A 26,698-nucleotide genomic window follows, 5' to 3' on the forward strand; every position below is an offset into this window, starting at 1 on the left:
GCTCAACTTGCATGTGTTAGGCACGCCGCCAGCGTTCATCCTGAGCCAGGATCAAACTCTCAAATAAAAGTTTATCAGGCTCAGATACTATTGTTATCTAAATATCTGGCTTTATGGTTTGTTTCTTAATATAAATTAACCTACTGTTTAATTTTCAATGTTCGTATTTTTTCTTGTTCCTTTTTTTCAAGGACAAGTAATACTATACCATCATTCAAACAGTAGGTCAATACTTTTTTTATTATTTTTTAGAAATTTTTTTCATATTCTTTTTTTAGCTTTTCTACGACCTTTTTTTCTAAGCGAGAAACAGTCATTTGAGATATATCTAATTCTTTAGCTATACTAGACTGGGTTTTATCGAAGAAAAATCTATCTTTAAATATTTTTACTTCTAACTCATTTAAAGTTTCAATAAACTTATTAATAAAATCTTCGTATTCTATACTTCCGAAATTACCTTCTTCTTTTCCTATTTTATCAATAAGAGTTATGTCTTTGTCTTCTGAATCATCATTACTTGATGAATCTAAAGACATAGGTTGATAACCATAAGATGCTTCCATAGCCTCTAGTACATCTTCTTCACTAACTCCTATATAGTCAGCGATATCTTTTACCTTTGGATGTTTTTTATTTTCTTGCTCTAGTTTAATTTTCGCATCACTTATCTTTTTGCTTAATTCTTGTATTCTTCTTGGTACTCTAAGTGTCCATACTTTATCTCTAAAATATTTTTTAATTTCTCCTACTATAGTTGGTGTTGCAAAACTGGAGAATTCAAATCCCTTTTCAACATCATATCTATCAATAGCATAAATTAATGCTAATGAAGCAACTTGATATATGTCTTCAAAATCAACACCCTTGTTTATATACTTTTTAGCTAACAACCTTGCTAAATATAGATGTCTTTCAATAAGAATATTCCTGATATCTACGTTTTTATTTGTATTATATAAATTAAATAGCTCTTTTGTATCCATATTTAGGTAATGTGTAGCATTAGCTACATTTTTCATTAAATATCAACTCCTAAATACTTAGTCATTTTTATTTTTGTTCCTTGATTACATTCTGATTCAATATCTACATCATCCATTAAAGTTTTAATTATAAATAATCCAAGACCACTTTCTTTTGGATTCTCTAAATCTGGTGTACTTATTGAGCTAACATCATATCCTTTTCCATTATCTTGAATCTCTATATTAATTGCATCGTCTAAAATATTAAATACTATATTGAATACATCATCATTACTATGTTTTATTGCATTGGTACATGCCTCTGATACTGCTACCTTTATATCTTCTATATCATCTATTGGAAACCCCATTTTATTTGCAATCCCAGACGCTGTTAATCTTATTATGCCTACATAATCTGGATTTGTAGTAATTTCCATCTTTATAGTTTCACAAGCCAAAATTTATCCCTCCACTTTAAATATTTTATCTAGACCTGTTATAGTAAAAATTTTCCTAACATTACTCTTAGGATTTACTATGTATATCTCTTTTTCATTTATTTTTAGTTTTTTTAAAACACCTATCATAGCTCCTAAACCTGTAGAATCTATATAATCTAAATCTTTAAGATTAATCTTTACATCCAACATGTTTCTTTCTATTAAACCATGTAAATGTTCTTTTAATTTATCTGCTGTAGAGACATCAAGTTCTCCATCAATACAAACATTCCAAAACTTATTTTGAGAATCTAAATTTGAATCTATATTCATAGACATGTAAAAACCTCCTATTTTCTCTTAATAATTTTAAATATATTACCTATACTCAATATCTTATTAATTACATAAACTATATCATCTATTCCCTTTGATATTGATGATGCATTTTCAACAATATCTTGTATATGTCTTTCATTGTAATCTACAATCTTATAAGCTTTTTCAACAACTTTATTTAAACTATTTAGAGTTTTAGCTAAATAAATTGCTACTATAAGAGCCGAACTACCTACTAACACTGCTCCTATTTGCCACCCCCATGCATTCATTAGTTAACATCTCCCTCGTCGTCAAAACTTTTACTTATTACTATATCTTCTTCTGAAATTTTTATATCTTCTTCATTATTATCATCATCTACTAAAGTTATTATTCTCTCTTTAACATCATTAAATGTTTCATGTAGAACTTCTTTTGGGTTTTCTTTCACTTTATCAAACTTATCTTTTGTCTCTTTTCTTAACTCAGAACCTTTTTTTGGTGCAAGAAACATACCAAATATAAAACCTAAAATGGCTCCTATTAATAAAAATCCACCTTTTTTACAACCTCTTTTATTACACATAACAACTACTCCTTTCAATTTTAAATTTTTATCTAAGTACATTATACAAAAAGAATAGGATATTTATCCTATTCTTCTTCAATATTTATTTTAGCAATCGAAACTACATTCACTTCTTCATTAGTCTTCATTAATTTAACACCACTTGTAACCCTTCCAAATAGTGAAATTTCATTAACTCTTATTCTAATAAGAACTCCATCAGAATTTATAATCATTATCTCATCATCTTCATTGACCATCTCTGCACCAACAATTGTACCAGTTTTTTCAGATATGTTATAAGTTTTAATTCCTTTTCCAGCTCTTATTTGGCTTCTATATTCTTCTATATTTGTTCTTTTACCAAAACCATTTCTACTGACAACTAATACATCTGTACCTTTACTACAAAGATTCATAGATACAACAAAGTCTTTTTTACTTAAAGTTATACCTTTTACACCCATTGCTGTTCTACCCATATATCTTATATCATTTTCATCAAACCTTATAGACATACCTTCATTAGTTACTAAAAGTACTTCCTGTTTTCCATCTGTTAGCTCTACTCCAATAAGTTCATCATCATCTCTTAAACCTATAGCAATAAGACCAGATTTGTTTATATTTTTAAACTCTTCTCGTTTAGTCTTTTTAACGATACCTTTTTTAGTTGTAAGTAATAAATATTCATTTTCATCATTACCATCTATAGGTATTAAAGTTGCAATCTTTTCGTCTGCTGACAATTGAAGTAAGTTTACTATAGCAGTACCTTTTGCTTGTCTCTTACCTTCAGGTATTTCATATGCATTTAATTTAAATACTCTACCCTTATTTGTAAAGAACAGTAATCTACTATGAGTAGTTGTAGTTATCAAATGTCTTACAAAGTCCTCTTCTCTAGTTGTAAGTGCTGAGATACCTCTTCCACCTCTTTTTTGGCTCTTATAAGTATCAGATGGAAGTCTTTTTATATATCCAAAGTGAGTAAGAGTTATGGCTATTTCCTCATCACTTATAAGATCTCTCATATCTATCTCGCCTTCAGCATGTCTTATTTCTGTTCTTCTTTCATCAGAATAATTTTCTTTTATTATTGTCATTTCATCTTTTATTACATTTAAAAGTAATCTTTCATCAGCCAAAATTTCTTTTAATCTATTTATTTTCTTTATTAAGTCTTCATACTCAGCTTCTATCTTATCTCTTTCTAGACCTGTAAGTCTTTGAAGTCTCATATCTAGTATAGCTTGAGCTTGAATCTCAGTTAGATTGAATTTTTCTACTAAACCTATCTTAGCTTCTTGGCCTGTTTTTGAAGCTCTTATCAAGCTTATAACAGCATCTATATTATCTAAAGCAATTTTTAATCCTTCTAAAATATGTGCTCTTGCTTCAGCTTTGTTTAATTCAAATTTAGTTCTTCTTGTAACAACATCTTCTTGATGTTTAATATAATGATATAGTATTTGCTTAAGATTTAAAACTCTTGGTTGACCATCTACAAGAGCAAGCATTATTATACTAAATGTATCTTCCATTTGAGAATGTTTATACAGATTATTTAATACTATATTAGCATTAGCATCTCTCTTTAATTCTATAACAATTCTCATACCATTTCTATTACTTTCGTCTCTTAAATCTGATATACCTTCTATTCTTTTTTCTTTAACTAACTCAGCTATTCTCTCAACTAATTTAGCTTTATTTACTTGATAAGGTATTTCTGTAACTATTATCTGTTGTTTTCCTTTTGGAAGTTCTTCTATAAAAGCTCTAGATCTAACCTTAACTTTACCTCTTCCAGTTCTATATGCCTCTGCTATATTCTCTTTTCCCATTATAATTGCAGCTGTAGGAAAATCTGGACCTTGTATAAATTTTATTAAGTCCTCAACACTACAATCTGGATTGTCAATCAAATGTACAGTTGCATCAATTACTTCAGCTAAGTTATGTGGAGGTATTGAAGTTGCCATCCCAACAGCTATACCATTAGACCCATTCACTAATAGATTGGGATACCTTGCTGGTAGTACTGAAGGTTCTTTTAATGATTCATCAAAGTTTGGTTTAAAATCTACAGTTTCTTTTTCTATATCTCTTAATAATTCTAATGATAATTTACTCATCTTAGCTTCTGTATAACGCATTGCCGCTGGTGAGTCTCCATCAACAGAACCAAAGTTACCATGACCATCTACTAAAAGTGCTCTAGTTGAAAAGTCTTGAGCCATTCTAACCATTGCAAAATAAACAGCAGTATCTCCATGTGGATGGTACTTACCTAAAACGTCCCCAACAATACGGGCTGACTTTCTATATGGTTTATCTGGTGTTAAGTTTAATTCACTCATTGAGTATAGTATTCTTCTGTGAACTGGCTTTAGACCATCTCTAACATCAGGAAGAGCACGTCCAGCTATAACACTCATCGAATAATCGATATAAGATTTTTTCATTTCTTCCGCTATTTCAATAGGGAGTATTTTGTTATTTTCTTCCATGTATACTAATCCCCTCTCTCTATATATCTAAGTTTCTAACGAATCTTGCATTTTCTTCTATAAATTCTTTTCTTGGAGCAACCTTATCACCCATAAGCATTGAAAATACTTCATCTGCAATTGCAGCATCTTCTACAGTTACTTGCAATAAAGTTCTTGTATCAGGATTCATAGTGGTATCCCATAATTGTTCTGCATTCATCTCTCCAAGACCTTTATATCTTTGAAGTTCTGCACCATTTCTTCCAATTTCATCTAATAAAACATTTAATTCTTTATCTGAATAAACATAATGTTCCTTTTTTTGCTTTGTTACTTTATATAAAGGAGGTTGTGCTGCATAAACATACCCCTCATCTATAAGAGGTCTCATGTATCTAAAGAAGAATGTTAATAGCAAAGTTCTTATATGAGCTCCATCTACATCGGCATCGGTCATAATTATAATTTTATGATATCTAGCCTTATCTATATCAAAATCTTCTCCTATACCACAACCATAAGCTGTTATCATATTTTTTATTTCGTCTGAAGATAATATTCTATCTAGTCTTGATTTTTCGACATTAAGTATCTTACCTCTTAATGGAAGTATCGCTTGGCTATTTCTATCTCTACCTTGTTTTGCGGAACCTCCCGCTGAATCTCCTTCGACTAAGAATATTTCACTTTTAGCAGGATCTTTTTCTGCACAATCTGCTAATTTTCCAGGTAAAGATGTGCTTTCTAAAACACTCTTTCTTCTTGTTAATTCTCTTGCTTTCTTTGCAGCTTCTCTAGCTCTTTGTGCTCTCAAAGCTTTATCAACTATTATTCTAGCTGTTGCTGGATTTTCCTCTAAGAAAGAGCCAAGTTCATCAACTGTTACACTATCAACTACACCTCTCATAAAACTATTACCTAGTTTTGTTTTAGTTTGTCCTTCAAATTGAGGTTCTGGTAATTTAACTGATACTACAGCTGTAAGTCCTTCTCTTATATCTTCACCTAATAAGTTAACATCATTTTCTTTTAAGAATTTATTTCTTTTAGCATAATCATTTACAGTTTTAGTAAGAGCTGCTTTGAATCCACTTAAATGAGCTCCTCCTTCATGCGTATTTATATTATTTGCAAAAGAATATATGTTCTCTGTATAACCATCCGTATATTGCATAGCTAATTCGACAATACAATCATCAACTTTTTTATCTATATAAACTATGTCATCATGTATTCCAGTTCTAGATTTATTTAAATACTTAATATATTCTACTAGACCACCTGTATAGTGAAATTCTTTTCTTTTTTCTTGATTTTCTCTTTTATCTTCAAATACTATTTTTATTCCTTTATTTAAAAAAGAAAGTTCTCTAAGTCTATATTCTAATGTTTCATATTTAAACTCTATTTCATCAAATATAGTAGCGTCAGGCATAAATTGAATTATTGTTCCTGTACTTTGAGATTCTCCAACTATCTCAATCTTAGATGTTGGTAGACCTTTTTCATATGTCTGCTTATATATTTTTCCATTTAAATAAACTTCTGCTATCATCCATTTTGATAATGCATTAACTACAGAAACACCAACTCCATGAAGACCTCCAGATACTTTATATCCTCCGCCTCCAAATTTTCCTCCTGCATGAAGATTAGTTAATACTGTTTCTAAAGTCGATTTTCCAGTCTTAGGATGTGTTTCGACTGGGATACCTCTTCCGTCATCTTTTACTAAAATACTGCCATCTTCATTAATAGATACATATATATTTGAACAATAGCCTTGTAAAGCCTCATCGATACTATTATCTACAACTTCATAAACTAAGTGGTGTAAACCTCTTGGGCTTGTACTACCAATATACATACCTGGTCTTTTTCTAACGGCCTCTAATCCCTCTAATACCTGTATCTGACTTGCACCGTATTCTTGTTTCATTTAATTTCCTCCATTCTCTATGCTAATAACATTGCCGTTTTCAATATTAAATATTGTAACATCCTTTTCATCAAATATTTTTTTATGTGAAATTTCAGCACTTGTTATAAACATTTGAACATTGCTTAAATTATTTACTAAAAGTTTTTGTCTTGCTTCATCTAACTCACTAAAAACATCATCTAAAATTAATACTGGATATTCTTCAACCTCATTTTTTATTAATTCTATCTCTGATAGCTTTAATGATATTGAAGCAGTTCTTTGTTGACCTTGTGAACCAAAAAGTCTTGCATCTAAATCATTTATGAATATATTTAAGTCATCTTTGTGTATACCATATCTAGTAGTTCTAGATTCTATATCATTAGGTCTATTTGATGACAACTTGGCTAAAAATTTATTATATACTGTTTCTATAGTATCTTCGTCAGTTATATTTATTTGAGTTTTATATTTGATTGATAATTTTTCAACTCCATTAGTCAAATTCATATGCATATGTTCAGATATATTAGCTATCTTTTTTATAAAGTCTCTGCGTAAAATATAAATATAACTTCCGTATTTTGCTAGTGTATCATCATATACATCTAATAAAGCTTCATCAACATGCATGCTTTTTAGAACTCTACTTCTTTGAGAAAGTATTTTATTGTAATTAGTAAGATAATTATAATATTTAGGAATAATTTGGCTAATCTCTTTATCTATGAAAGTCCTTCTCTCTTTAGGACCTTCTTTAACCAGTCTTAAATCTTCAGGTGAAAATATGACAACATTTAAGTTGCCAAGTAATTCCTGCATTTTTTGCAAAGGAACTTTATTTATTCGTATCCCCTTTTTATCTTTTCCAATAATTAGCTCTATTAGACTATATTTATTATATTTTGAAAAACTTCCTCCAACATATAAATTTTCACTATTAAATCTAACCATTTCTCTATCTTTGTTGGTTCTAAATGACTTGCCAAAAGAAAGCATATAAATAGATTCTACTATATTTGTCTTTCCTTGACCATTTTTTCCAACAAGAAGATTCACTTTACCATTAAATTCCAGATGCAACTTTTCATAATTTCTAAAATTAACAAGCTGCAAACTTTTAAGTTTCACAAAAAGTTCTCCTTTTTTACAATACTTTTATTTTAGTTCCTTCTATCTCAACTATATCTCCTGATTTTATCTTTTTCCCTCTTCTTAATTCTATTTCATCATTTACAGTCACTAAACCTTCTTGAATTAAAAATTTTGCATGACCTCCGGTTGATGCAATCTCTGCTAGTTTTAGGAATTGATCTAACTTTATATAGTCTGATTCTATAGTTATTTCAGTCATAAGAGTTCCTCCTTGCCATTATTTTAGGTAAATAGGTATTAATACACTAAAAGTATATTATACCATAAAAATACTTGCAAAAGGAGTTGCCTAAGATTAGAAAAATTTTTCTACAAAAGACAACTCCTTAATATCTACTATATATTAGATGATATTCTTACTGGAAGTAATAAGTAAATATAATTAATATCATCTGTTGGTTTAATTATACAAGGATTTACATTTGTAGTAAATTCTATAAATATTTCCTCATTATCTATATTTTTCAATCCTTCAATAAAGTATCGAGAGTTAAAAGCTATATCTAAATAATCTCCATCTAAATCTATTTCAACTTCTTCATAGACATTTCCTTTTTCTGTATTAGAAGTAATTGCCATTACTTTATCCCTTATAGATAATTTTATAAGGTTATTTTTTTCTGATTGAGACAATAAAGATGCTCTTTCTATACTATTTAAAAGTTCTTTAGTATTTAACTTTACTCTACTATTATGCTCTCTTGGCAATAATTTTTTATAATCAATAAAATCTCCTTCAAGTAATCTTGTAATAATTTTTGTATCATTAATTATAAAAATAGCATTTTTTTCGTTAAATCCAACTTTAACATTATCTTCTCCAGAAAGCAAGCTATTTACATCTATAAGTGTCTTTCCTGGAATTATTACTTTTATATTTTCAGTTAAACTATCAACTGAACAGCTTTTTACAGCTAATCTATAGCCATCAATTGCTACTAGATTTAAATTTTTATCTACAATTTCTAGAAGTTCTCCCATTAAAACAGGTTTTGTTTGGTCTTGTGAAATAGCAAATACAGTTTGTTTAATCATATTTTTTAGGAGTTCTTGAGGTATGCTGTATAAATCTTCTTCATTTAATTCTGGTAGTTTAGGAAATTCTTTAGCTGCATATCCTTTAATTTTAAATCTTGAATTTACACAATTTATGTAAATATTATTTTCTGAATCTGTTTCTATCTCAACAAAAGAATCTGGTAATTTTCTAATTATATCTCCAAATAATCTTGCATCTACAACAACATCACCTTTTTCTATAATCTCTGCTTGTACATAAGTTTCTATTCCTATCTCCGCATCATATCCAGTAAGTTTTAACTGGCCTTCTTCTGTAGATATAAGTATACCCTTTAATAGTTCTATAGTTGTTTTTCCATTAATAGCTTTTTGAGCAATCCCGATTCTATTTGCTAGGATTTTTTGATTACAAATTATTTTCAATGTGGATAACCTCCTCTGGCTTTTTATATAAAAAAATAAGTTAAAATCATAGTAGTAATAGTAGTAGGTGTTGTTGATAATGTTAATAAGTACATGTAACATTATAAATGCAAAGATATCAACATGTGTATAAGATGTTGATATCTTTGTTATTTTATACTTAATTATTTGTTAATAAATTTTAAGATAAAAAAGTATAAACAAGTTATTCAATAGATATAAACAGACAATTGTGTATAAATTATCCCTTTAAATCTGATATAATTTTGTCTATTTTAGTCTTAATTTCTTCGCTTTCTTCTATGTCTTTAGATACTTTATCATGAGCATGAATTACTGTTGTATGATCTCTTCCTCCAAATTCTTCACCTATTTTAGGGAGAGATAAATCAGTAAGTTCGCGCGTTAAATACATAGCTATTTGTCTTGGAAAAGCTATTGAACGAGTTCTTTTTTTAGAATTAAAATCTTCCATTTTTAAATTAAATACAGAAGAAACTTTTTCTTTTATTCTAAGCACATTGATTTCTTCATTTTTAGAAGTTGTTATAATATCTTTTAAAGCTTCTGTAGCAAGATCAAAAGATATCACTCTATTACTAAGAGAAGAGTAAGCAACTACTCTAGTTAAGGCACCTTCTAGTTCTCTTATATTTGACTTAATATTTTTTGCTATATATGACATAACTTCGTTTGGCACTTCTATACGTTCTAGTTGAGCCTTTTTTCTAAGGATAGCAATCCTTGTTTCAAAGTCTGGCGCCTGAATATCAGTTATAAGTCCCATTTCAAATCTCGATCTTAATCTATCTTCTAGTGTAGGTATATCTTTTGGTGGTCTATCACTAGAGATAATTATTTGTTTATTTGCCTCATGAAGAGTATTAAATGTATGGAAAAACTCTTCTTGAGTTCTTTCTTTCCCAGCTATAAATTGAATATCATCAATTAATAAGACATCTACATTTCTATATTTATTTCTAAATTCTTCATTTTTATCATCTTTTATAGAGTTTATAAGTTCATTAGTAAATTTTTCTGAAGAAACATAAACAACTTTTGAATCTTTTTTTTGGCTGACAATATGATGTCCAATAGCGTGCATTAAATGAGTTTTACCTAAGCCAACCCCTCCATACAAAAAAAGTGGATTGTAAGCTTTAGCAGGAGATTCAGCAACTGCAACACATGCAGCATGAGCAAATCTATTGCTATTACCAATAACGAACGTATCAAATGTGTATTTTGGATTCAGGTTAGGGTAAAGTACTCTATAATTTAAATCTGCACTATCAGAATTTAGGTCAGCAACTTCTTTTTCGCTCAATACAAATTTAATATTATACTTTTTTAATGACAGTTGATTTATAGCATCTTCAATTAAATGCAAATATCTATTTTCTAGAATATCTTTATTAAAATCACTAGGAGCTAGTAGTATCAAGTCATTAAGATGTATTTTTAATGGTACGATGTTTTTAAAAAAGGTATTAAAACTTACTGAAGTTAAGTCACCTTTTATTAATTGTAGGGTTTTGTCCCATAAAGAAACTATATCCATAATATAAACCTCCGAACAGAATAATTAATATTTTCCACAAAGTTATTAACAGAAAAGCAAAAATATATATAAATTTTACAGAATAACTAAATTTATGGATAATGGTGTTGATAAATTAATAATAGTATAAATTATTAAAAAAATATGAAAAGATATAAACAATATGTAGATAAAGTTATAAATAACATAAACATACAATAAATGGTGATTATAACTAGAGTATTGTCAGTAATCTTAAAAGTTATACACAAAAGTATCCACAAGCTGTGAATAATTTTTAATAAGTTGATAACATTTATACACATTATCAACAAGTATATTTATAATATCAAAATATATGTCAAACTTCAATGATTTGTAACTAATTTATCCACAATATTAACTAATTGTTGATAAAAATATAAACATGTTAAATTTGCTTTATTTGTGTATATAATTGAAAAAAATAATTTAGAATAAAATTAAATAGATTTTTACTAGTATTTTCAATAAAAAAAATACATAATATATATATGGTAGATTTTGTGATGCAAGCATACCAAAAACTCGTTGACAACGATAGTAAAAGTATTTATAATTATATGTGTTATGTTTACTTTGAGGGTAAAGTTATTATTTTTATAAACGGAAAATGAAATCTGAAAGGCGGTGCAAAATAATGAGTAAAAGAACTTATCAACCAAAAAAGAGACAAAGAAGTAAAGAACATGGTTTCAGAAAAAGAATGAAGACGTCTAACGGAAGAAACGTGTTAAAAAGAAGAAGAGCTAAAGGAAGAAATAGATTAACTCATTAATTACAAAAGGGCCGCTGCAAAGGTGGCCTTTTTGTGTAAATAATTACAATGCATAGCTGTGTTTATGGAGGTTAACTATGGACTTTAATAGGACAAAGGGGTTAAAAAAAGACTCTGATTTTAGAAAAGTATATAAACACGGCAAATCTTTTGCAAACAGATATTTAGTAATATATATACTTAAAAATAAATCAGATTATAGTAGAATAGGTATTTCTGTTTCAAAGAAAGTAGGAAAAGCTATCACTAGAAATAGAGTAAGAAGATTAATAAAAGAAGTCTACAGATTAAATATTGATGAAAAAATTAAGCCTGGATATGATATAGTATTTATAGCAAGAGTATCTAGTAAAGATGCTAGTTTTAAAGAGATAGACAAGTCTATAAAAAATTTAGTTAAAAGAACGGATATTTCTCTTTAAATTATATGCTATAAATATGGAGGTTAATAATTTTGAATAAAATAATTTATATATTAAAGGAAATAAGTAGGTATTTATCGAATTTATGTATTTATTTAGTAAAATTTTATCAAAAGTATATATCTCCCTTAAAGGGACCTACTTGTAGATTCTATCCAACTTGCTCACAATATTCAATAGAGGCATTTAAAAAATATGGATTTGTAAAAGGTATGTACTTAACAATAAGAAGACTTCTAAAATGTCATCCTTTTCATCCAGGAGGTTACGACCCTCTAAAATAAAAGAGAGTAACTATTAGGAGGTATAAAAAAATTGAATATAATAGGAAATTTCTTAGGATTAATTCTTAAGGTAATATTTGAATTTGTTAACCACTATGGTATTTCTATAATAATTTTTACTATACTTGTAAAGATTATTTTACTACCATTAACAGTTAAACAGACTAAGTCAACAAAGGCAATGCAAGATATACAACCTCGTATAAAAGAGATACAAGAAAAATATAAAAATAAGCCAGAAAAACAAAATGAAGAAATTGTTAAGTTATATGGAGAAGCTAAAATTAATCCACTATCTGGTTGTTTACCTTTATTAATACAGTTTCCTATATTAATAGGATTATTTAGCGTTTTAAGAGAGCCAGTTGCTCATGGCGTTTTTGCAAATCAAGCTGCATTTATGGCAGCTGACAATGGGTTTTTATGGATAAAAAGTTTAACAGCACCAGATTATGTATTAGCAGTATTTTCAGGAGCAAGTGCATATGTAATGCAAAAGGTAATGACTCCAAAGGACCAACTACAAGGCTCTATGAAAGTAATGACATATGTAATGGCAGGGATGTCTTTCTATTGGGGATTTATATTCCCAGCAGGACTTACATTGTACTGGACAGTAAGTAACTTATTCTCAATAGCTCAGTATTACTTAATAATGAATCCTTTAAAAGCTAAGCTGGCTGCTAACTCTAAGGAGGAAAAAGTTAATGAGAAAAAGCCTAAAATTAATAAAAAGTAAAAGTAAAGAAGAAGCTATAAATAAGGCGATAGCAGATTTAAATTTAAAAGTAGAGGATATAGAGGTAGAAATACTAGAAAATCCAAGCAAGGGGTTTTTAGGTTTTATAGGTGCTAAAGATGGTACCTATGAAATTTTTGTTATTGAAAAGGAACTAGATGTAGCTAAAAATTTTATAGAGGTAATGTTGAAAAATGCAAATGTTGATGCCAAAGTCAATGTATCTCAAAAAGATAATTTAATCATGGTTGATATTGAAGGCAAAGAAGCTGCAAGTTTAATTGGTAGAAGAGGGGAAACTTTAGATTCTATTCAATTTTTAACTGGATTAGCTCTTAATAAAATAAATAAAGACTCTCATACAAGAGTACTTGTAGATATAGAAAACTATAGGTCAAAAAGAGAAGAATCTTTAATAAGATATGCTAATAAGGTTGCTAGAGAAGTAGCGAAAACAAGAAAAACTAAAAAATTAGATTATATGAATCCATATGAGAGAAGAATAATACATTCAGCCCTTCAAAATGACAAATATGTAATTACATATAGTGAAGGAACCGATCCATATAGAAGATTAGTAATTGAGTGTAAAAGATAAAATCAACCTCCTAAACATTAGGGGGTTTTATTTTTTAATCTTATTAAATCATTGTAACTGGTCAAAAATAAATCTATATGTAAAAATTATAAATTAAGAGGTGATAAATTTGTTTATAGATGATACAATAGCGGCTATAGCTACAGCACCTGGAGAAGGTGGTATAGGTATACTGAGAATAAGTGGAGAAAAAGCTTTAAAAGTTGCAGAAGAAATCTTTAAATCCATGTCAGGAAAGAGTATAAAAGATTATAATAAAAGAACATTAATATATGGAAATATTGTAGATAATGAAAATGCAATAGATGAAGTATTATTGGCATATATGAAGGGGCCCAATTCATACACAGGAGAAGATGTTATAGAAATAAATTGCCATGGTGGATTTATTTCAGTAAAGAAAATTTTAGAACTAATATTATCTAAAGATGTTAGATTGGCAGAAGCTGGGGAGTTTACTAAAAGAGCATTTTTAAACGGAAGAATAGATTTATCTCAAGCAGAAGCAGTAATAGATGTTATAAAGGCAAAAACTGATATAGCTCATGAAGTTGCTCAAAACCAGTTAGAGGGTTCTCTATCAAAGAAGATAAGAGACTTAAGAGATAAAGTTACTGAGATACTGGCACATGTAGAAGTTGCTATAGATTATCCTGAAGAAGATATTGAACATATAACATATCAAACGCTTAAGGATAAAACTGGTGAACTTAAAAAAGAAATTAAAAAATTATATGATACAGCTGAAAGTGGGAAAATACTTAGAGAAGGCTTGAAAACAGTAATTGTTGGGAAACCAAATGTAGGAAAATCTTCACTGCTTAACTCTATTTTGGGAGAAAATAGAGCTATAGTTACAGACATACCAGGAACTACTAGAGATGTTATAGAGGAATTTGTTAATATAAAAGGTATACCTCTTAAGATAGTTGATACAGCAGGTATAAGAGATACTGATGATATAGTTGAAAAAATAGGCGTTGAGAAATCTAAAGAATCATTTACAAGTGCTGATTTAATTATAATGGTTTTAGATGCATCAAGAAAGTTGTCAGAAGAAGATGTAGAAATATTAAAGAAGCTTAAAGATAAACAAACAATAGTACTATTAAATAAAAATGACTTAAAACAAGAGATTGAAGAAGAAAAAATACTTAAATATGTAGAAAATAATAGTATAATAAGAATATCAGCTTTACAGCAAGAAGGAATAGAAGCATTACAAGATAAGATAGAGTCTATGGTATATAAAGGAAGTATCAAAAACAATTCTAGTTTAATAGTAACTAATTCTAGACATAAGGATGCACTTGGTAAGGCATATAAGTCTGCAACAGATGCTTTAATTGCTCTAGAACAAAGTATGCCATTTGACTTTGTAGAAGTAGATTTAAAAAATATATGGGACTATCTTGGATATATTAATGGAGATACAGTAACAGAAGATTTATTAGATAATATATTCCACAACTTCTGTATAGGAAAATAGGATGTAAAACACAAAAGGAAAGAAGATATAGAAGTAATAAATTTCATTTTTTATTGTAGAAATTATAGATATTTTATAGTGTTTCTCATGAAACATTAATATTAAAAAGAAAGGAATTATAAATGATAAAGTTTGAAGCAGGAAAATATGATGTTATAGTAGTTGGGGCAGGTCACGCGGGATGTGAAGCTGCTTTAGCTACGGCAAGAATGGGATATAAAACTTTGATAATAACAATGTCTTTAGATTCTATTGCATTAATGCCTTGCAATCCATCAATTGGTGGAACGGGTAAAGGTCAGTTAGTAAAAGAGATAGATGCTTTAGGTGGTCAAATGGGACTAAATATAGACAAGACATATATACAAAGTAGAATGTTAAATACTGCTAAAGGACCAGCAGTTCATTCCTTGAGAGCCCAAGCAGATAAATTTAAATACCATGAAGAAATGAAAAAAACATTAGAAAATGAGCCAAACCTCGATATAGCTATGGATGAAGTTGTAGAAATATTACATGAAGGAAATGTTGTAATAGGTGTTGGAACTAAGCTAGGATGTTCATTTAAATCTAAAGCTGTAATATTAGCTACTGGAGTTTATTTAAATTCAAAAATATATATGGGTGAGGTGGCATTTTACGAAGGTCCTAATGCATTAGGATATGCAAAATACCTTACAGATAGTTTAGTTGAATTAGGTCTTAGAATGAGAAGATTTAAAACAGGAACACCAGCAAGAGTCCATAGAGATAGTATAGATTTCTCTGTAATGTCTCTACAAGAAGGTGACGAAAAAGTAACTCCTTTCTCATTTATGAATGAAAACATAGAGAAAGAGCAAGAACCTTGTTATTTAACAAGAACCACTGAAGATACTCAAAGAGTTATACTAGATAATTTAAAAAGGTCTGCCATGTATAGTGGAGTTATAGAAAGTACTGGGCCAAGATATTGTCCTTCTATAGAAGATAAAGTAGTAAGATTTAGTGATAAAACTTCACATCAATTGTTTATAGAGCCAGAGGGTTTGAATACTAAAGAAATGTATATTCAAGGGATATCAACTAGTTTACCTTTTGAAGTTCAACTAGATATGTATAAAACTATAAAGGGGCTTGAAAACTGTAAGATAATGAGACCTGCATATGCTATAGAATATGATTGTGTGGACCCAACACAATTAAAAATAAGTTTAGAAATAAAAGGTGTTGAAAACTTATTTAGTGCAGGGCAATTTAATGGAACTTCTGGATATGAAGAAGCAGCAGCTCAAGGGCTTATGGCGGGTATAAATGCTGTTAGAAAGATAGAAGGAAAAGAACCTTTTGTATTAGATCGTTCAGAAGCATATATAGGTGTATTATTAGATGACCTTGTTACTAAAGGAACTAATGAACCTTATAGAATGATGACATCAAGAGCAGAATATAGATTGTATTTAAGACAAGATAATGCGGATATGAGATTAACTCAAAAGGGTTATGAATTAGGCTTAGTTAAAAAAGATAGATATGAAAGATTCATAAATAAGAAGAATGCTGTTGAAAAAGAATTTGAAAGATTAAAGAGCGAAAGAGTTACACCAAAGGAAGTAAATAATTTACTAGAAGAAAAAGGTGCAACGCCAATAAAAGTTGGAATATCACTGTATGAGTTTTTAAAAAGACCAGAGGTATCCTATGAATTGCTTGAAGAAATAGGAAAAGATGCTGGTGAAGATGTTTCAAGAGAAGTTAAAGAACAATGCGTAATAATGACTAAGTATGAAGGTTATATAGACAAGCAATTAAAACAGATAGACCAATTTAAAAAGCTTGAGAATAAAAAATTAGATGAAAAAATAAATTATTCATCAATAGAAGGACTTAGATTAGAAGCAAGACAAAAGTTAGATGACATAAAACCTATTTCAATAGGTCAAGCATCTCGTATATCAGGTGTTTCTCCAGCTGATATATCAGTGTTACTTATACACCTAGAACAAGTTAGAAGAACTAGAGGTGGAAAAAGTGAATAATATAGAACTTCTAGAAAATGGAATTAAAAATTTTAATATAGATACAAATGATGATATGTTACAAAAATTTAAAACTTATAGAGATATATTAGTTGATTGGAATCAAAAAATGAACCTTACAGGAATAGAGGATGAAAAAGAAGTATATATAAAACACTTTTTAGACTCTATTTCAGCTGTAAAAAATGGATATATAAAAAATGGTATGTCCATAATAGATGTTGGTACAGGTGCTGGTTTTCCAGGTATACCACTAAAAATATGTTTAGAGGAGTTAGAGTTAACCTTATTGGACTCTTTAAATAAAAGAATAAGCTTTCTAGAAGAAGTTGCTAGAGCATTAGAACTAGAGGGTATTAAATTTATACATGGAAGAGCTGAAGATTTTGGAAAAGATGAAAAGTACAGGGAAAAGTATGATATTGCTACAGCAAGAGCTGTAGCTGGATTACCAATTCTTATGGAATTTTGTGTACCATTTGTAAAAGTAGGAGGATATTTTATTTGTTTAAAAGGTCCAAATGCTAATCTAGAATTAGAGGAATCAAAAAAGGCTATAGATACTTTAGGATTAGAGTTTATTGAAAAAATAGATGTAGAATTACCAGAAATAGATTTAAATCATAATATATTAGTTTTTAAAAAGATACATGAAACACCAGTTAAATACCCTAGAAAAGCTGGTAAGCCAGCTAAAAATCCTATTAAATAATCAAGATATTAATTAGTAGGCAACCTTAATCATTTCTCAGGAAATAATTAAGGTTGCCTCAAAACAAACAAAAATAAAGGAATTATTAAAGTAGATGCAGAAATAAAATTGTATGTACATATAGAGAACAAAAATATTTATATCTAAAATAAGAGAGGTATGTTATGGAAGATAAAAGAGTTATGGAGATACCTATAGAAGATATAGTTCCAAATCCATACCAACCAAGAAAAATATTTTCACAAGTTTCATTGGAGGAATTGAGCAATTCTATAAAGGTATATGGTATAATTCAACCTATAACAGTTAGAGCAAAAGATGGTAAATATGAACTAATTGCTGGAGAAAGAAGATTAAGAGCAGCTAAGTTAGCAGAGCTTAAAACTGTACCAGCAATTATAAATAATATGAACGATGAATCTTCTGCTGTTCTAGCGTTATTAGAAAATTTGCAACGAGAAGACTTAAATTTTATTGAAGAAGCAATTGGCTATGAAAACTTAATAAAAGAGCATGCTTTTACTCAACAGCAATTAGCAGAAAAATTAGGTAAAAATCAATCTACTGTAGCAAACAAGCTTAGAATATTAAAGCTTCCAAACGATATAAAAATGAAGCTAATAGAGAATAATTTAACAGAAAGACATGCTAGGGCATTCCTTAAATTACCAAGTGAAGATTTAATGAAAAGTGTACTAGAAAAGGTCATAAAGAATGAATTGACTGTTAAAAAAACAGAAAAACTGATACAAGATATACTAGAAGAAATTGAAATTCAAGAAGAGCCTGATAAAAAACAGAATATAAAGGGTGCTATGAGTATAAGAATTTACATAAATACTATAAAGCAAGCCTTTGATGCTATATCAAATACAGGAATTGATGCTAAGTATAATGAAATAGATAAGGGAGATTATATGGAAGTTGTTGTAAAAATCCCTAAAAAATAGAGATTACTGCTTACCAGTAATCTTTTTTTTTAAAACAAGCCTTGTAATATAAATTGATTTATAGACATTATTTATAATTATAAAAGCAACTAGTCAATATTTAAAATTAATTTGATTCTTAAAGGGGGGAACATCATGGGCAAAGTTATAGCTATATTTAATCAAAAGGGCGGAGTCGGAAAAACTACAACAAATGTAAATTTAAGTGCCAGTTTAGGAACCTTAGGAAAAAAGATATTAGTATTAGATTTGGACCCTCAAGGAAATACAACTAGTGGATATGGTATTGATAAAAATGAAGTAGAAAATACAATCTATGAGATTATGTTAGATGGTTTGCATATTAAAGAAGCAATAATAAAAACAGAGTTTGAAAATGTAGATGTAGTTCCATCAGCTACGGAACTAGCAGGTGCAGAGATAGAGCTTGCATCTATAAATAATAGAGAGTATATTTTAAAAAATTCCATAAAAGTAGTAAAGGATGAATATGACTATATATTTTTGGATTGCCCACCTTCACTTGGAATGCTTACAATAAATTGTCTAACGGCTGTAGATAGTGTTTTAATTCCTATACAATGTGAATATTATGCCTTAGAAGGTGTAAGTCAATTAATGGAGACTATAAAATTAGTAAAATCAAGATTAAATACAGATATAGAAATTCAAGGTGTTGTTTTGAGTATGTTTGATGGAAGAGCCAATCTATCAATACAAGTTGTTGAAGAAGTTAAAAAGTACTTTAAAGGTAGTGTATACACTACTCTAATTCCAAGAAATGTAAGACTTGCAGAAGCTCCTAGTCATGGTAAACCAGCAATTTATTATGATAAAAGATGTAGGGGGTCTGTAGCTTATTTGGAACTAGCAGAAGAATTTATAGATTTAGAAGAGGAGGAGTGGTAGTATGGAGAATAAGTCTAAAAGAAGTAATAGATTGGGTCGAGGTCTTAGTGCATTGATACCAGAAATTAAAGGAGAAACTTCAGATAAAGAAATAGTTAATATAGATATAGACAAAATATATCCAAACGAAGTTCAGCCAAGAAAGCAATTTGATGAAGAAAAAATAAAAGTATTATCTGAGTCTATAAAAAATTATGGTGTACTACAACCAATAGTAGTTAAAAGAGATGAAAACAATAAGTACATGATAATAGCTGGTGAAAGAAGATTTAGAGCATCAAAACTTGCAAATAAAAGTCAAATACCTGCTATAATTAAAGATATAGAGATGAAAGACATAATGGAGATAGCTTTAATTGAAAACTTACAAAGAGAAGATTTAAATTCAATAGAAGAAGCACTAGCATATAAAAGTTTAATTGAGCATTATAATGTAACTCAAGAAGAAATATCAGAAGCTGTCGGTAAAAGTAGACCTCATATAACTAACACTTTGAGACTTTTAAATCTAGGACAAGATGTTATAGACATGATAGATAGTGGTAAAATCACAGCAGGTCATGGAAAGGCTCTATTAAGGATTGTAGATAGAAAATTACAACTACAAATTGCAAAAAAGATAGAAGAGGAAGAACTTTCTGTAAGAGAAGTTGAAAATATTGCAAAAAAAATATCTGAAAATAAAGAAGAAGATATGCCAAAGAAGTCTAAGCCTAAAGATGTATTTATTTTAGATGTAGAAGATAAACTTAGAAATATTTTTGGAACTAAAGTAAATATTTCCAAAGGTAAGAAAAAAGGTAAAATAGAGATAGAATACTATAATGATGATGATTTAAACAGTATTGTATCAATGCTTCTTGAATAACACACAAATATAAAATAGAGAGGACGATGAATATGATTTATCTAGACAATGCTGCAACTACATATCCAAAACCAGAAAGAGTTTATGATGCTGTTTTAGATTGTATGAAAAACTATTGTGCAAATCCAGGAAGAGCAGGGCATAAGCTTGCTATGCGAGCTGCTAGAGAAATTTATGATACAAGAGAAAATATAGCTAAGTTATTTAATGTAAGTAATCCTATGAATATAGTATTTACGTCTAATGCAACAGACTCTTTGAATTTAGCAATAAAAGGTGTATTACAAAAAGGAGATCATGTAATAACAACATCTATGGAACATAATTCAGTAATAAGACCTATAAAAGCTCTTGAGAAAAAAGGGGTTGAAAATACTGTAGTAAAATGTGATGATGAAGGTTTTTTAGATTATGAAGAGTTAGAAAAATCAATAAAGGATAACACTAAGCTGATTGTAACTACACATGCATCTAATGTATGTGGAACATTAATAGATATAAAAAAAGTTGGAGAAATAGCTAAGAAACATAATATAATATTCTTGGTAGATGCATCACAAACAGCAGGTGTTTATGATATAGATGTGAAGAAATGTAATATAGATATGTTGGCTATGCCAGGTCATAAATGCTTATTTGGACCTCAAGGAACAGGTATCTTATATGTAAGAGAAGGCCTAAATTTGAATATATTAAAAGAGGGTGGGACAGGTAGTAAATCAGAAGAAATGGTTCAACCAGAACTGTTCCCAGATAAATACGAGTCAGGAACTCATAATACTCCAGGTATAGCAGGGCTTAACCAAGGTGTATTATTTATATTTGAAAGAGGAATCAACAATATAAGACAACATGAAGAAGAATTATGTCAATATATGCTAAATAAGTTAGAAGAAGTATCAGATGTAAAGATATATGGACCAAAAGACAGTAAAAAAAGAGCCTCAGTAATAGCTATAAATATAGGAAACATGGATTCTGGAGAGGTTACTTTCTTATTAGATAGTGAATATAATATAGCAACTAGATCAGGAATACATTGTTCTCCATTAGCTCATACTACTTTAGGTACATTAAAACAAGGTGCGGTAAGATTCAGTATAGGATATTTTAATACGAAAGATGAGATAGATAAAGCAATAGATGCCTTGAAGAAAATTTCAAAAAATAAATAGTATAAATTACAACATAAAAATAGTGTCAACTTTATAGATAGTTGACACTATTTTTGTAACTTAATATAATTTAAAAACTTACTTTAAATAATCTCCATCTTCAAGAACTATATGACCGCTTTCATAGTTAGCGCCATCAACAGTAAGCTTTATTTGTTCAACATTCATGTTTTTTATGTAAGTACGTGCAACTGAATCAAGCATTAAAGTTTCTGCATCACTACCTAAGTTTGATTTTGTAAAATCAGAGTTAACATCTAATATACCAGTTTTTACACCATCAATATCTTTTGTAGTAAATGAATTTAGTTTTGCAGATTCTGGAATTACTTTAAGCTTTTGTAGCTCAGCAAATAAAGTGTTTTCATCAATTTTTTCTAAATCAACCTTATTCTCAATTAAATCTGTTTTGTCTACATCAAAAGAATAAATAACAGCAGACTCCGTCTTTTTTTCTTCCTTTGGAGCTGATGTAGACTTTTTATTAGGAACTTCTTTTTCATCATTATTTTCTTTATTGTTTTCTTCCTTTGGTTGCTCAACATTTGTATTATTTTTAGTTTCTTTTTTAGTTGCTTCATTTTGAGCATTGCTACATCCAACTGCCAATATAGATATAGATAATATACTTAACACTAACATTATTTTCTTGTTTTTCATAAAAATTACTCCTCTCAAGATACTATTCTTATATATAATTATAATCGTTATGACTGAATATATGAATACAAAATAGTAACAAATTTAAAAAATGATTTATTTAAGTTAATTAAATACAAAATAAACTAAATATTAGTCATTTTTATGGGAAATCATTTAATGTATAGAGAAAATATTGTAAAATAAAAGTAGTGTTTTTAAAATAAATATAAGTTATAATTATATTATAAAAAAATGTCTTCAAAAGGTGGGAATAGTATGGAAATTTTGAGCTTAGGAGAAAAGATTAAGAAATTAAGAAAAGAAAAAAATATGACATTAAAAGAGTTAGCTGGAGATAGAATAACAGCAGCACAAATAAGCCATATAGAGAGAGATAAATCTCATACTAGTTATGAACTGTTGGAATATCTAGGTGATAAGTTAGATGTAAGCGTGGAATATTTATTAGAAACAAAAGAAATGCAGTCAAAAAAGATAACAGATAATTTAATACTGCAAAGTGAAATTTATATAAAAGAGAATGAGTTAAACAAGGCTGAGGACCAAATAAAAGAAGTTTTAGATATATGTAAGAGATACGATTTAATGGAGAACTATGGCAGATGCAATTTTCTTATGGCTAACATTAACTTAAAAAAATCTAATTACAATAATGCTATAGAAAACTTTGAAAAGGCTTTATTTTTCTTTATAAAAAACAATGATAGTGAAAACATACTAAAGTGCTATTTAAACATAGGAAAGATATATATGCAAGAAGACTTTTATAAAGGTGCGATAAGTCACTTTAATTTTGCAGAGGAAATTTTGTCAGAGAATAAGTTTGAGGATATTAACGTATATAAGGAATTATATAGTAAGATGGCATATTGTTATATAAAATTAGATAATCCAAATATGTCATTAAAGTACATAGATAAAATAAATGAAATAGATAATAAAAATGATAGAAAAGAAGATGTCGATATTTTGGTGTTAAAAGCAAACAACATGCTTGAGATTGGAAAATATGAGGAATCAAAAGAGTATTTTAAAAAAGCACTAAAAATACTTGAAAATGAAGATAATAAAACTGGAATAGCAAATGTATACTTAACAATTTGTGATGTTTATAGAAAAATAGGTGAGACAGATAGAGTTCTTGAATATTCTCAAAAAGTGTACAACATAAAGAAAAATGATGAAGACGAATATATGATGTCAGGTTTATTCAAGATAATAGAAGCGTACATAGATAAAGAAGATTATGATTTAGCTAGAAAATATTGTAAAATAGCTTTAGCATCATCAATAAAAAATAAAAATAAGTTTAATGAGTATAAGGCATTAAAATTCTATTCTAATATGTATAAGAATCAAAATGAAATTACTCTTGCTATTGAGTACTTAATTAAATGTATAAAAATAGTATCAGACTTAGGTAATAATAAGATATTAGCAAACTTGTACATAGACTTAGGTCAATTATATTCAAGCATATCAAAAGAGAAAGAATTAGAGTACTACCAAAAGGGAGTATTTATGTATAAAAATTTAGAGATAATGTAAGTATAATAAACCTATAATAGTATAGAAACAATCTATAACAAGCAAGATAATATCTATGATAAAATATAAATTGTATGAATAATTTTAAGGAGATGAATCAAACAATGAGTATAAAAATAGATGCTAGAGGGCTTGCTTGTCCTAAACCAGTTATAAATACAAAAAAAGAATTAGATAATATAGAAGAAGGCATTGTAGTTACAACAGTTGACAATGAAACAGCAAAAGAAAATATATTAAAGCTTGCTAAATCTTTAAATTGTGAAGCAAGGATTGTTGATGAAAAAGAAAACTTAATTTCTATAGAAATTAAAAAAGGTAATAATGTTGTAGTTCAAAAAGAAGAAAGCGAACTAGAAGATACATGTGTATTTATATCTTCAGATAAGATGGGATTGGGAAATGATGAATTAGGACAAGTATTAATAAAAGGTTTTATATATACTTTAACAGAATCAAAGCCATATCCTAAACATATACTTTTAGTTAATGGAGGAGTAAAATTAAGTGCTGAAAATGAAGCAACTATAGAAAATCTTAAAATACTTGAAGATGCAGGGGTAGAAATTTTATCTTGTGGAACCTGTTTAGATTACTATAATTTAAAAGAAAAATTACAAGTTGGTTCAGTTACAAATATGTACACTATAGTTGAAACATTAAAAAATGCATCAAATACTATTTCTATATAATGTATGTTTGTTTAACAATATAAAGTTAATAGGAAATATTAAACTAAAGAAAAGTAGATAGTCAGAAAGGATTAAGCAATGAATCAAATGTATATAGTATCATTTAATTCTACACATCATGCAATAAGGTCAGAAAAGCTATTTGGTGAAAATGGTTTAAAAGTAATGGCTCTTCCAACACCAAGAGAAATAACAGCAAGCTGTGGAATATCAATTAAATTTTCTTTTGAAGATATGAAAAAAATAAAGACAATTTTAGTTGAAAATAATGTAGATATAAAGGGAATTTACTGTATAAGTAAATTAGAGGATGGCTCAAGGGAAGCAAAGAAGTTAGATTAGGAGGCTAATTATTTATGCCAATGGATTTAAAAATAGGGGATATTGTTGAATTGAAAAAACAACATGCATGTGGATGTAAAGAGTTTGAAATCGTAAGAACTGGAATGGATATAAAGATAAAATGTACGAAATGTTCAAGGCTAATAATGCTTGATAGAGAGACATTAGAAAAGAGAGTAAAAAAGCTAATAAAAAAATGATATAAATTTAACATTTAAAAAATGTCAAATACCGTATATTAATATCCAAATTTTTGGTATAATAGAAATTGAAGAAAACATTTTCATGGGGGTGCTTTAATTATGGCAGTTAAATATGCAAAAAGAATGGAAGGTTTACAAGGATCTGAAATACGTGAGCTTTTAAAACTTACTCAACAACCACAAATAATATCTTTTGCGGGTGGAATGCCTGCTCCAGAATTATTTCCAGTTGAAGAAATGAAAAAAGTATCAGTTGCAGTGCTTGAAGAAAATGGAAGATCAGCTATGCAATATACTACAACAGAAGGATATGAACCATTAAGAGAAAAAATAGCAGCTAGAATGAATGACAAAAACAAAACTAATGTAGATAAAGATGATATATTAGTTACAAGTGGTTCTCAACAAGGTCTAGATTTTGCAGGAAAAGTATTTATTGATGAAGGTGATGTAATTTTATGTGAAAGCCCATCTTACATAGGAGCTATAAATGCATTTAAATCTTACCAACCTAAATTCATAGATGTTCCAACAGATTCTAATGGAATGATAATGGAAGAACTAGAAAAAATACTAGAAACAACTGATAGAATAAAAATGATTTATGTAATACCTGATTTCCAAAATCCAACAGGAAGAACTTGGCCACTTGAAAGACGTAAAAAATTCATGGAAATAGTAAATAAATATGAAATACCAGTAATAGAAGATAATCCATATGGAGATTTAAGATTTGAGGGAGAATCTTTACCATCTTTAAAATCAATGGATACAAAAGGATTAGTAATATTCTTAGGAACTTTCTCTAAAATATTCTGCCCAGGATACAGATTAGGATGGACTTGTGCTTCTCCAGAAATACTATCTAAATTTAACTTTGCAAAACAAGGTGCAGACTTACAAGCATCAACTATATCTCAAATGGAAGTAAGTAAATTTATGGATATGTATGACTTAGATGAACACGTTGATAAAATAAAAGCTGTTTATATCAAACGTAGAGATGTTATGCTTAAGACTATGGAAGAAGAATTCCCAGAAGGATTAGTATTTACTCATCCAGAAGGTGGATTATTTACATGGGTAGAGCTTCCAAGTAATTTAAATGCTAAAGAATTAATGCCAAAATGCTTAGAAAAGAATGTTGCTTATGTTGCTGGAGGAGGATTCTTCCCTAATGGTGGTAGAGAAAATACTTTCAGACTTAACTATTCAAATATGCCAGAAGAAAAAATAATAGAAGGTATCAAAAACATAGCATCAGTTTTAAAAGAAGCTATGGGTGTTGAAGCTTAATTAAAAATAATAACTTAAGATATATTATAAGGGATGGCAATAGCCATCCCTTGTTAATTTAAAAAATATATTTCACCTTATATTAAATATTAAAATTTGTCCAAAATTTAAATTGA

The 26,698-nt window shown here is 28.5% G+C and carries 29 protein-coding genes and 1 rRNA gene; 17 read left to right on the plus strand and 13 right to left on the minus strand.

Annotated features, from left to right (window positions below; translation table 11 throughout):
• From IC213_RS14215 to dnaA, 12 genes are all read right to left on the minus strand, one after another.
• A 16S ribosomal RNA gene (locus tag IC213_RS14215) occupies positions 1-67 on the minus strand; the annotation flags it as partial.
• Between the two features lie 181 nt (positions 68-248).
• Positions 249-1,022, minus strand: coding sequence for a SigB/SigF/SigG family RNA polymerase sigma factor (locus IC213_RS14220; protein WP_227436593.1), 774 nt, complete (start codon positions 1,020-1,022; stop codon positions 249-251).
• Positions 1,022-1,429, minus strand: coding sequence for an ATP-binding protein (locus IC213_RS14225; protein ID WP_227436592.1), 408 nt, complete (start codon positions 1,427-1,429; stop codon positions 1,022-1,024). Before IC213_RS14225 ends, IC213_RS14220 begins: the two co-directional genes overlap by 1 nt.
• Before the next feature lie 3 nt (positions 1,430-1,432).
• Positions 1,433-1,750, minus strand: a complete 318-nt coding sequence (locus IC213_RS14230; protein ID WP_227436590.1) for an STAS domain-containing protein — start codon at positions 1,748-1,750, stop codon at positions 1,433-1,435.
• An 11-nt stretch (positions 1,751-1,761) separates the two neighbouring features.
• Positions 1,762-2,022: a hypothetical protein gene (locus tag IC213_RS14235; RefSeq protein WP_054272124.1), complete on the minus strand. Its 261-nt coding sequence runs from the start codon at positions 2,020-2,022 to the stop codon at positions 1,762-1,764.
• Positions 2,022-2,318 (minus strand): YtxH domain-containing protein, encoded by a 297-nt coding sequence (locus tag IC213_RS14240; protein ID WP_227436588.1) that lies wholly within the window; start codon positions 2,316-2,318, stop codon positions 2,022-2,024. Before IC213_RS14240 ends, IC213_RS14235 begins: the two co-directional genes overlap by 1 nt.
• A gap of 68 nt (positions 2,319-2,386) precedes the next feature.
• Positions 2,387-4,813 carry a DNA gyrase subunit A gene (gene gyrA / locus IC213_RS14245; protein ID WP_227436586.1) on the minus strand — a complete coding sequence of 809 codons (2,427 nt, stop codon included), beginning with the start codon at positions 4,811-4,813 and terminating at the stop codon, positions 2,387-2,389.
• 19 nt (positions 4,814-4,832) lie between these two features.
• Positions 4,833-6,734, minus strand: a complete 1,902-nt coding sequence (gyrB, locus tag IC213_RS14250) for a DNA topoisomerase (ATP-hydrolyzing) subunit B (RefSeq protein ID WP_227436584.1) — start codon at positions 6,732-6,734, stop codon at positions 4,833-4,835.
• A complete protein-coding gene (gene recF, locus IC213_RS14255; RefSeq protein ID WP_227436582.1) occupies positions 6,735-7,850 on the minus strand; it encodes a DNA replication/repair protein RecF in 1,116 nt (371 codons plus the stop codon).
• Between the two features lie 16 nt (positions 7,851-7,866).
• Entirely contained in the window at positions 7,867-8,073 is a 207-nt protein-coding gene (gene yaaA, locus IC213_RS14260; RefSeq protein ID WP_227436580.1) for a S4 domain-containing protein YaaA, read from the minus strand.
• A 137-nt stretch (positions 8,074-8,210) separates the two neighbouring features.
• The gene (dnaN, locus tag IC213_RS14265) at positions 8,211-9,317 is read right to left on the minus strand and encodes a DNA polymerase III subunit beta (protein ID WP_227436578.1); all 1,107 of its coding nucleotides are present in this window, start codon (positions 9,315-9,317) and stop codon (positions 8,211-8,213) included.
• A 241-nt stretch (positions 9,318-9,558) separates the two neighbouring features.
• The gene (gene dnaA, locus IC213_RS14270; protein ID WP_255613434.1) at positions 9,559-10,878 is read right to left on the minus strand and encodes a chromosomal replication initiator protein DnaA; all 1,320 of its coding nucleotides are present in this window, start codon (positions 10,876-10,878) and stop codon (positions 9,559-9,561) included.
• A 658-nt stretch (positions 10,879-11,536) separates the two neighbouring features.
• On the opposite strand from dnaA, the gene rpmH reads away from it, so the two are divergent.
• The 12 genes from rpmH to IC213_RS14330 all read left to right on the plus strand — a co-directional run bounded on the left by rpmH (position 11,537) and on the right by IC213_RS14330 (position 21,838).
• The gene (rpmH, locus tag IC213_RS14275) at positions 11,537-11,674 is read left to right on the plus strand and encodes a 50S ribosomal protein L34 (protein ID WP_003420485.1); all 138 of its coding nucleotides are present in this window, start codon (positions 11,537-11,539) and stop codon (positions 11,672-11,674) included.
• Between the two features lie 77 nt (positions 11,675-11,751).
• Positions 11,752-12,096, plus strand: a complete 345-nt coding sequence (rnpA, locus tag IC213_RS14280) for a ribonuclease P protein component (RefSeq protein ID WP_227436576.1) — start codon at positions 11,752-11,754, stop codon at positions 12,094-12,096.
• A 32-nt stretch (positions 12,097-12,128) separates the two neighbouring features.
• Positions 12,129-12,380, plus strand: coding sequence for a membrane protein insertion efficiency factor YidD (gene yidD / locus IC213_RS14285; RefSeq protein WP_227436574.1), 252 nt, complete (start codon positions 12,129-12,131; stop codon positions 12,378-12,380).
• Positions 12,381-12,411: 31 nt separating this feature from the next.
• Complete coding sequence (locus IC213_RS14290) at positions 12,412-13,119, plus strand: YidC/Oxa1 family membrane protein insertase (RefSeq protein WP_227436572.1); 708 nt, start codon at positions 12,412-12,414, stop codon at positions 13,117-13,119.
• On the plus strand, positions 13,088-13,717 hold the full coding sequence (jag, locus tag IC213_RS14295; protein ID WP_227436570.1) for an RNA-binding cell elongation regulator Jag/EloR: 630 nt from the start codon (positions 13,088-13,090) through the stop codon (positions 13,715-13,717). Before IC213_RS14290 ends, jag begins: the two co-directional genes overlap by 32 nt.
• Positions 13,718-13,826: 109 nt before the next feature.
• Positions 13,827-15,206 (plus strand): tRNA uridine-5-carboxymethylaminomethyl(34) synthesis GTPase MnmE, encoded by a 1,380-nt coding sequence (gene mnmE / locus IC213_RS14300; RefSeq protein ID WP_227483331.1) that lies wholly within the window; start codon positions 13,827-13,829, stop codon positions 15,204-15,206.
• Between the two features lie 122 nt (positions 15,207-15,328).
• Complete coding sequence (gene mnmG, locus IC213_RS14305; protein ID WP_227436566.1) at positions 15,329-17,224, plus strand: tRNA uridine-5-carboxymethylaminomethyl(34) synthesis enzyme MnmG; 1,896 nt, start codon at positions 15,329-15,331, stop codon at positions 17,222-17,224.
• The gene (gene rsmG, locus IC213_RS14310) at positions 17,217-17,936 is read left to right on the plus strand and encodes a 16S rRNA (guanine(527)-N(7))-methyltransferase RsmG (RefSeq protein WP_227483330.1); all 720 of its coding nucleotides are present in this window, start codon (positions 17,217-17,219) and stop codon (positions 17,934-17,936) included. Before mnmG ends, rsmG begins: the two co-directional genes overlap by 8 nt.
• Positions 17,937-18,100: 164 nt before the next feature.
• On the plus strand, positions 18,101-18,886 hold the full coding sequence (noc, locus tag IC213_RS14315; RefSeq protein ID WP_227436562.1) for a nucleoid occlusion protein: 786 nt from the start codon (positions 18,101-18,103) through the stop codon (positions 18,884-18,886).
• A 135-nt stretch (positions 18,887-19,021) separates the two neighbouring features.
• Positions 19,022-19,795 (plus strand): ParA family protein, encoded by a 774-nt coding sequence (locus IC213_RS14320; RefSeq protein ID WP_227436560.1) that lies wholly within the window; start codon positions 19,022-19,024, stop codon positions 19,793-19,795.
• A gap of 1 nt (position 19,796) precedes the next feature.
• Positions 19,797-20,663, plus strand: coding sequence for a ParB/RepB/Spo0J family partition protein (locus tag IC213_RS14325; protein ID WP_227483329.1), 867 nt, complete (start codon positions 19,797-19,799; stop codon positions 20,661-20,663).
• A gap of 32 nt (positions 20,664-20,695) precedes the next feature.
• Positions 20,696-21,838, plus strand: coding sequence for an aminotransferase class V-fold PLP-dependent enzyme (locus tag IC213_RS14330; protein ID WP_227863202.1), 1,143 nt, complete (start codon positions 20,696-20,698; stop codon positions 21,836-21,838).
• A 78-nt stretch (positions 21,839-21,916) separates the two neighbouring features.
• Here the strand turns inward: IC213_RS14330 and IC213_RS14335 are convergent, their stop codons facing one another.
• Entirely contained in the window at positions 21,917-22,498 is a 582-nt protein-coding gene (locus IC213_RS14335) for a GerMN domain-containing protein (protein WP_227436554.1), read from the minus strand.
• A 258-nt stretch (positions 22,499-22,756) separates the two neighbouring features.
• Between IC213_RS14335 and rstA the strand changes: the two genes are divergently transcribed.
• From rstA to IC213_RS14360, 5 genes are all read left to right on the plus strand, one after another.
• On the plus strand, positions 22,757-24,049 hold the full coding sequence (gene rstA, locus IC213_RS14340; RefSeq protein ID WP_227436552.1) for a toxin production/motility transcriptional repressor RstA: 1,293 nt from the start codon (positions 22,757-22,759) through the stop codon (positions 24,047-24,049).
• A gap of 104 nt (positions 24,050-24,153) precedes the next feature.
• Positions 24,154-24,741, plus strand: coding sequence for a sulfurtransferase-like selenium metabolism protein YedF (gene yedF, locus IC213_RS14345; protein WP_227436550.1), 588 nt, complete (start codon positions 24,154-24,156; stop codon positions 24,739-24,741).
• A gap of 78 nt (positions 24,742-24,819) precedes the next feature.
• Positions 24,820-25,083, plus strand: a complete 264-nt coding sequence (locus tag IC213_RS14350) for a DUF3343 domain-containing protein (RefSeq protein WP_227436548.1) — start codon at positions 24,820-24,822, stop codon at positions 25,081-25,083.
• Between the two features lie 14 nt (positions 25,084-25,097).
• Positions 25,098-25,283 carry a DUF951 domain-containing protein gene (locus IC213_RS14355; protein ID WP_054275506.1) on the plus strand — a complete coding sequence of 62 codons (186 nt, stop codon included), beginning with the start codon at positions 25,098-25,100 and terminating at the stop codon, positions 25,281-25,283.
• A 102-nt stretch (positions 25,284-25,385) separates the two neighbouring features.
• Complete coding sequence (locus IC213_RS14360) at positions 25,386-26,582, plus strand: PLP-dependent aminotransferase family protein (RefSeq protein WP_227436546.1); 1,197 nt, start codon at positions 25,386-25,388, stop codon at positions 26,580-26,582.
• The last annotated feature ends 116 nt before the right edge of the window (positions 26,583-26,698 follow it).

Origin of the sequence: Clostridioides sp. ES-S-0049-02 (genome assembly GCF_020658465.1) — a bacterium.
In the GTDB taxonomy this organism is placed as follows: Bacteria; Bacillota; Clostridia; order Peptostreptococcales; family Peptostreptococcaceae; genus Clostridioides.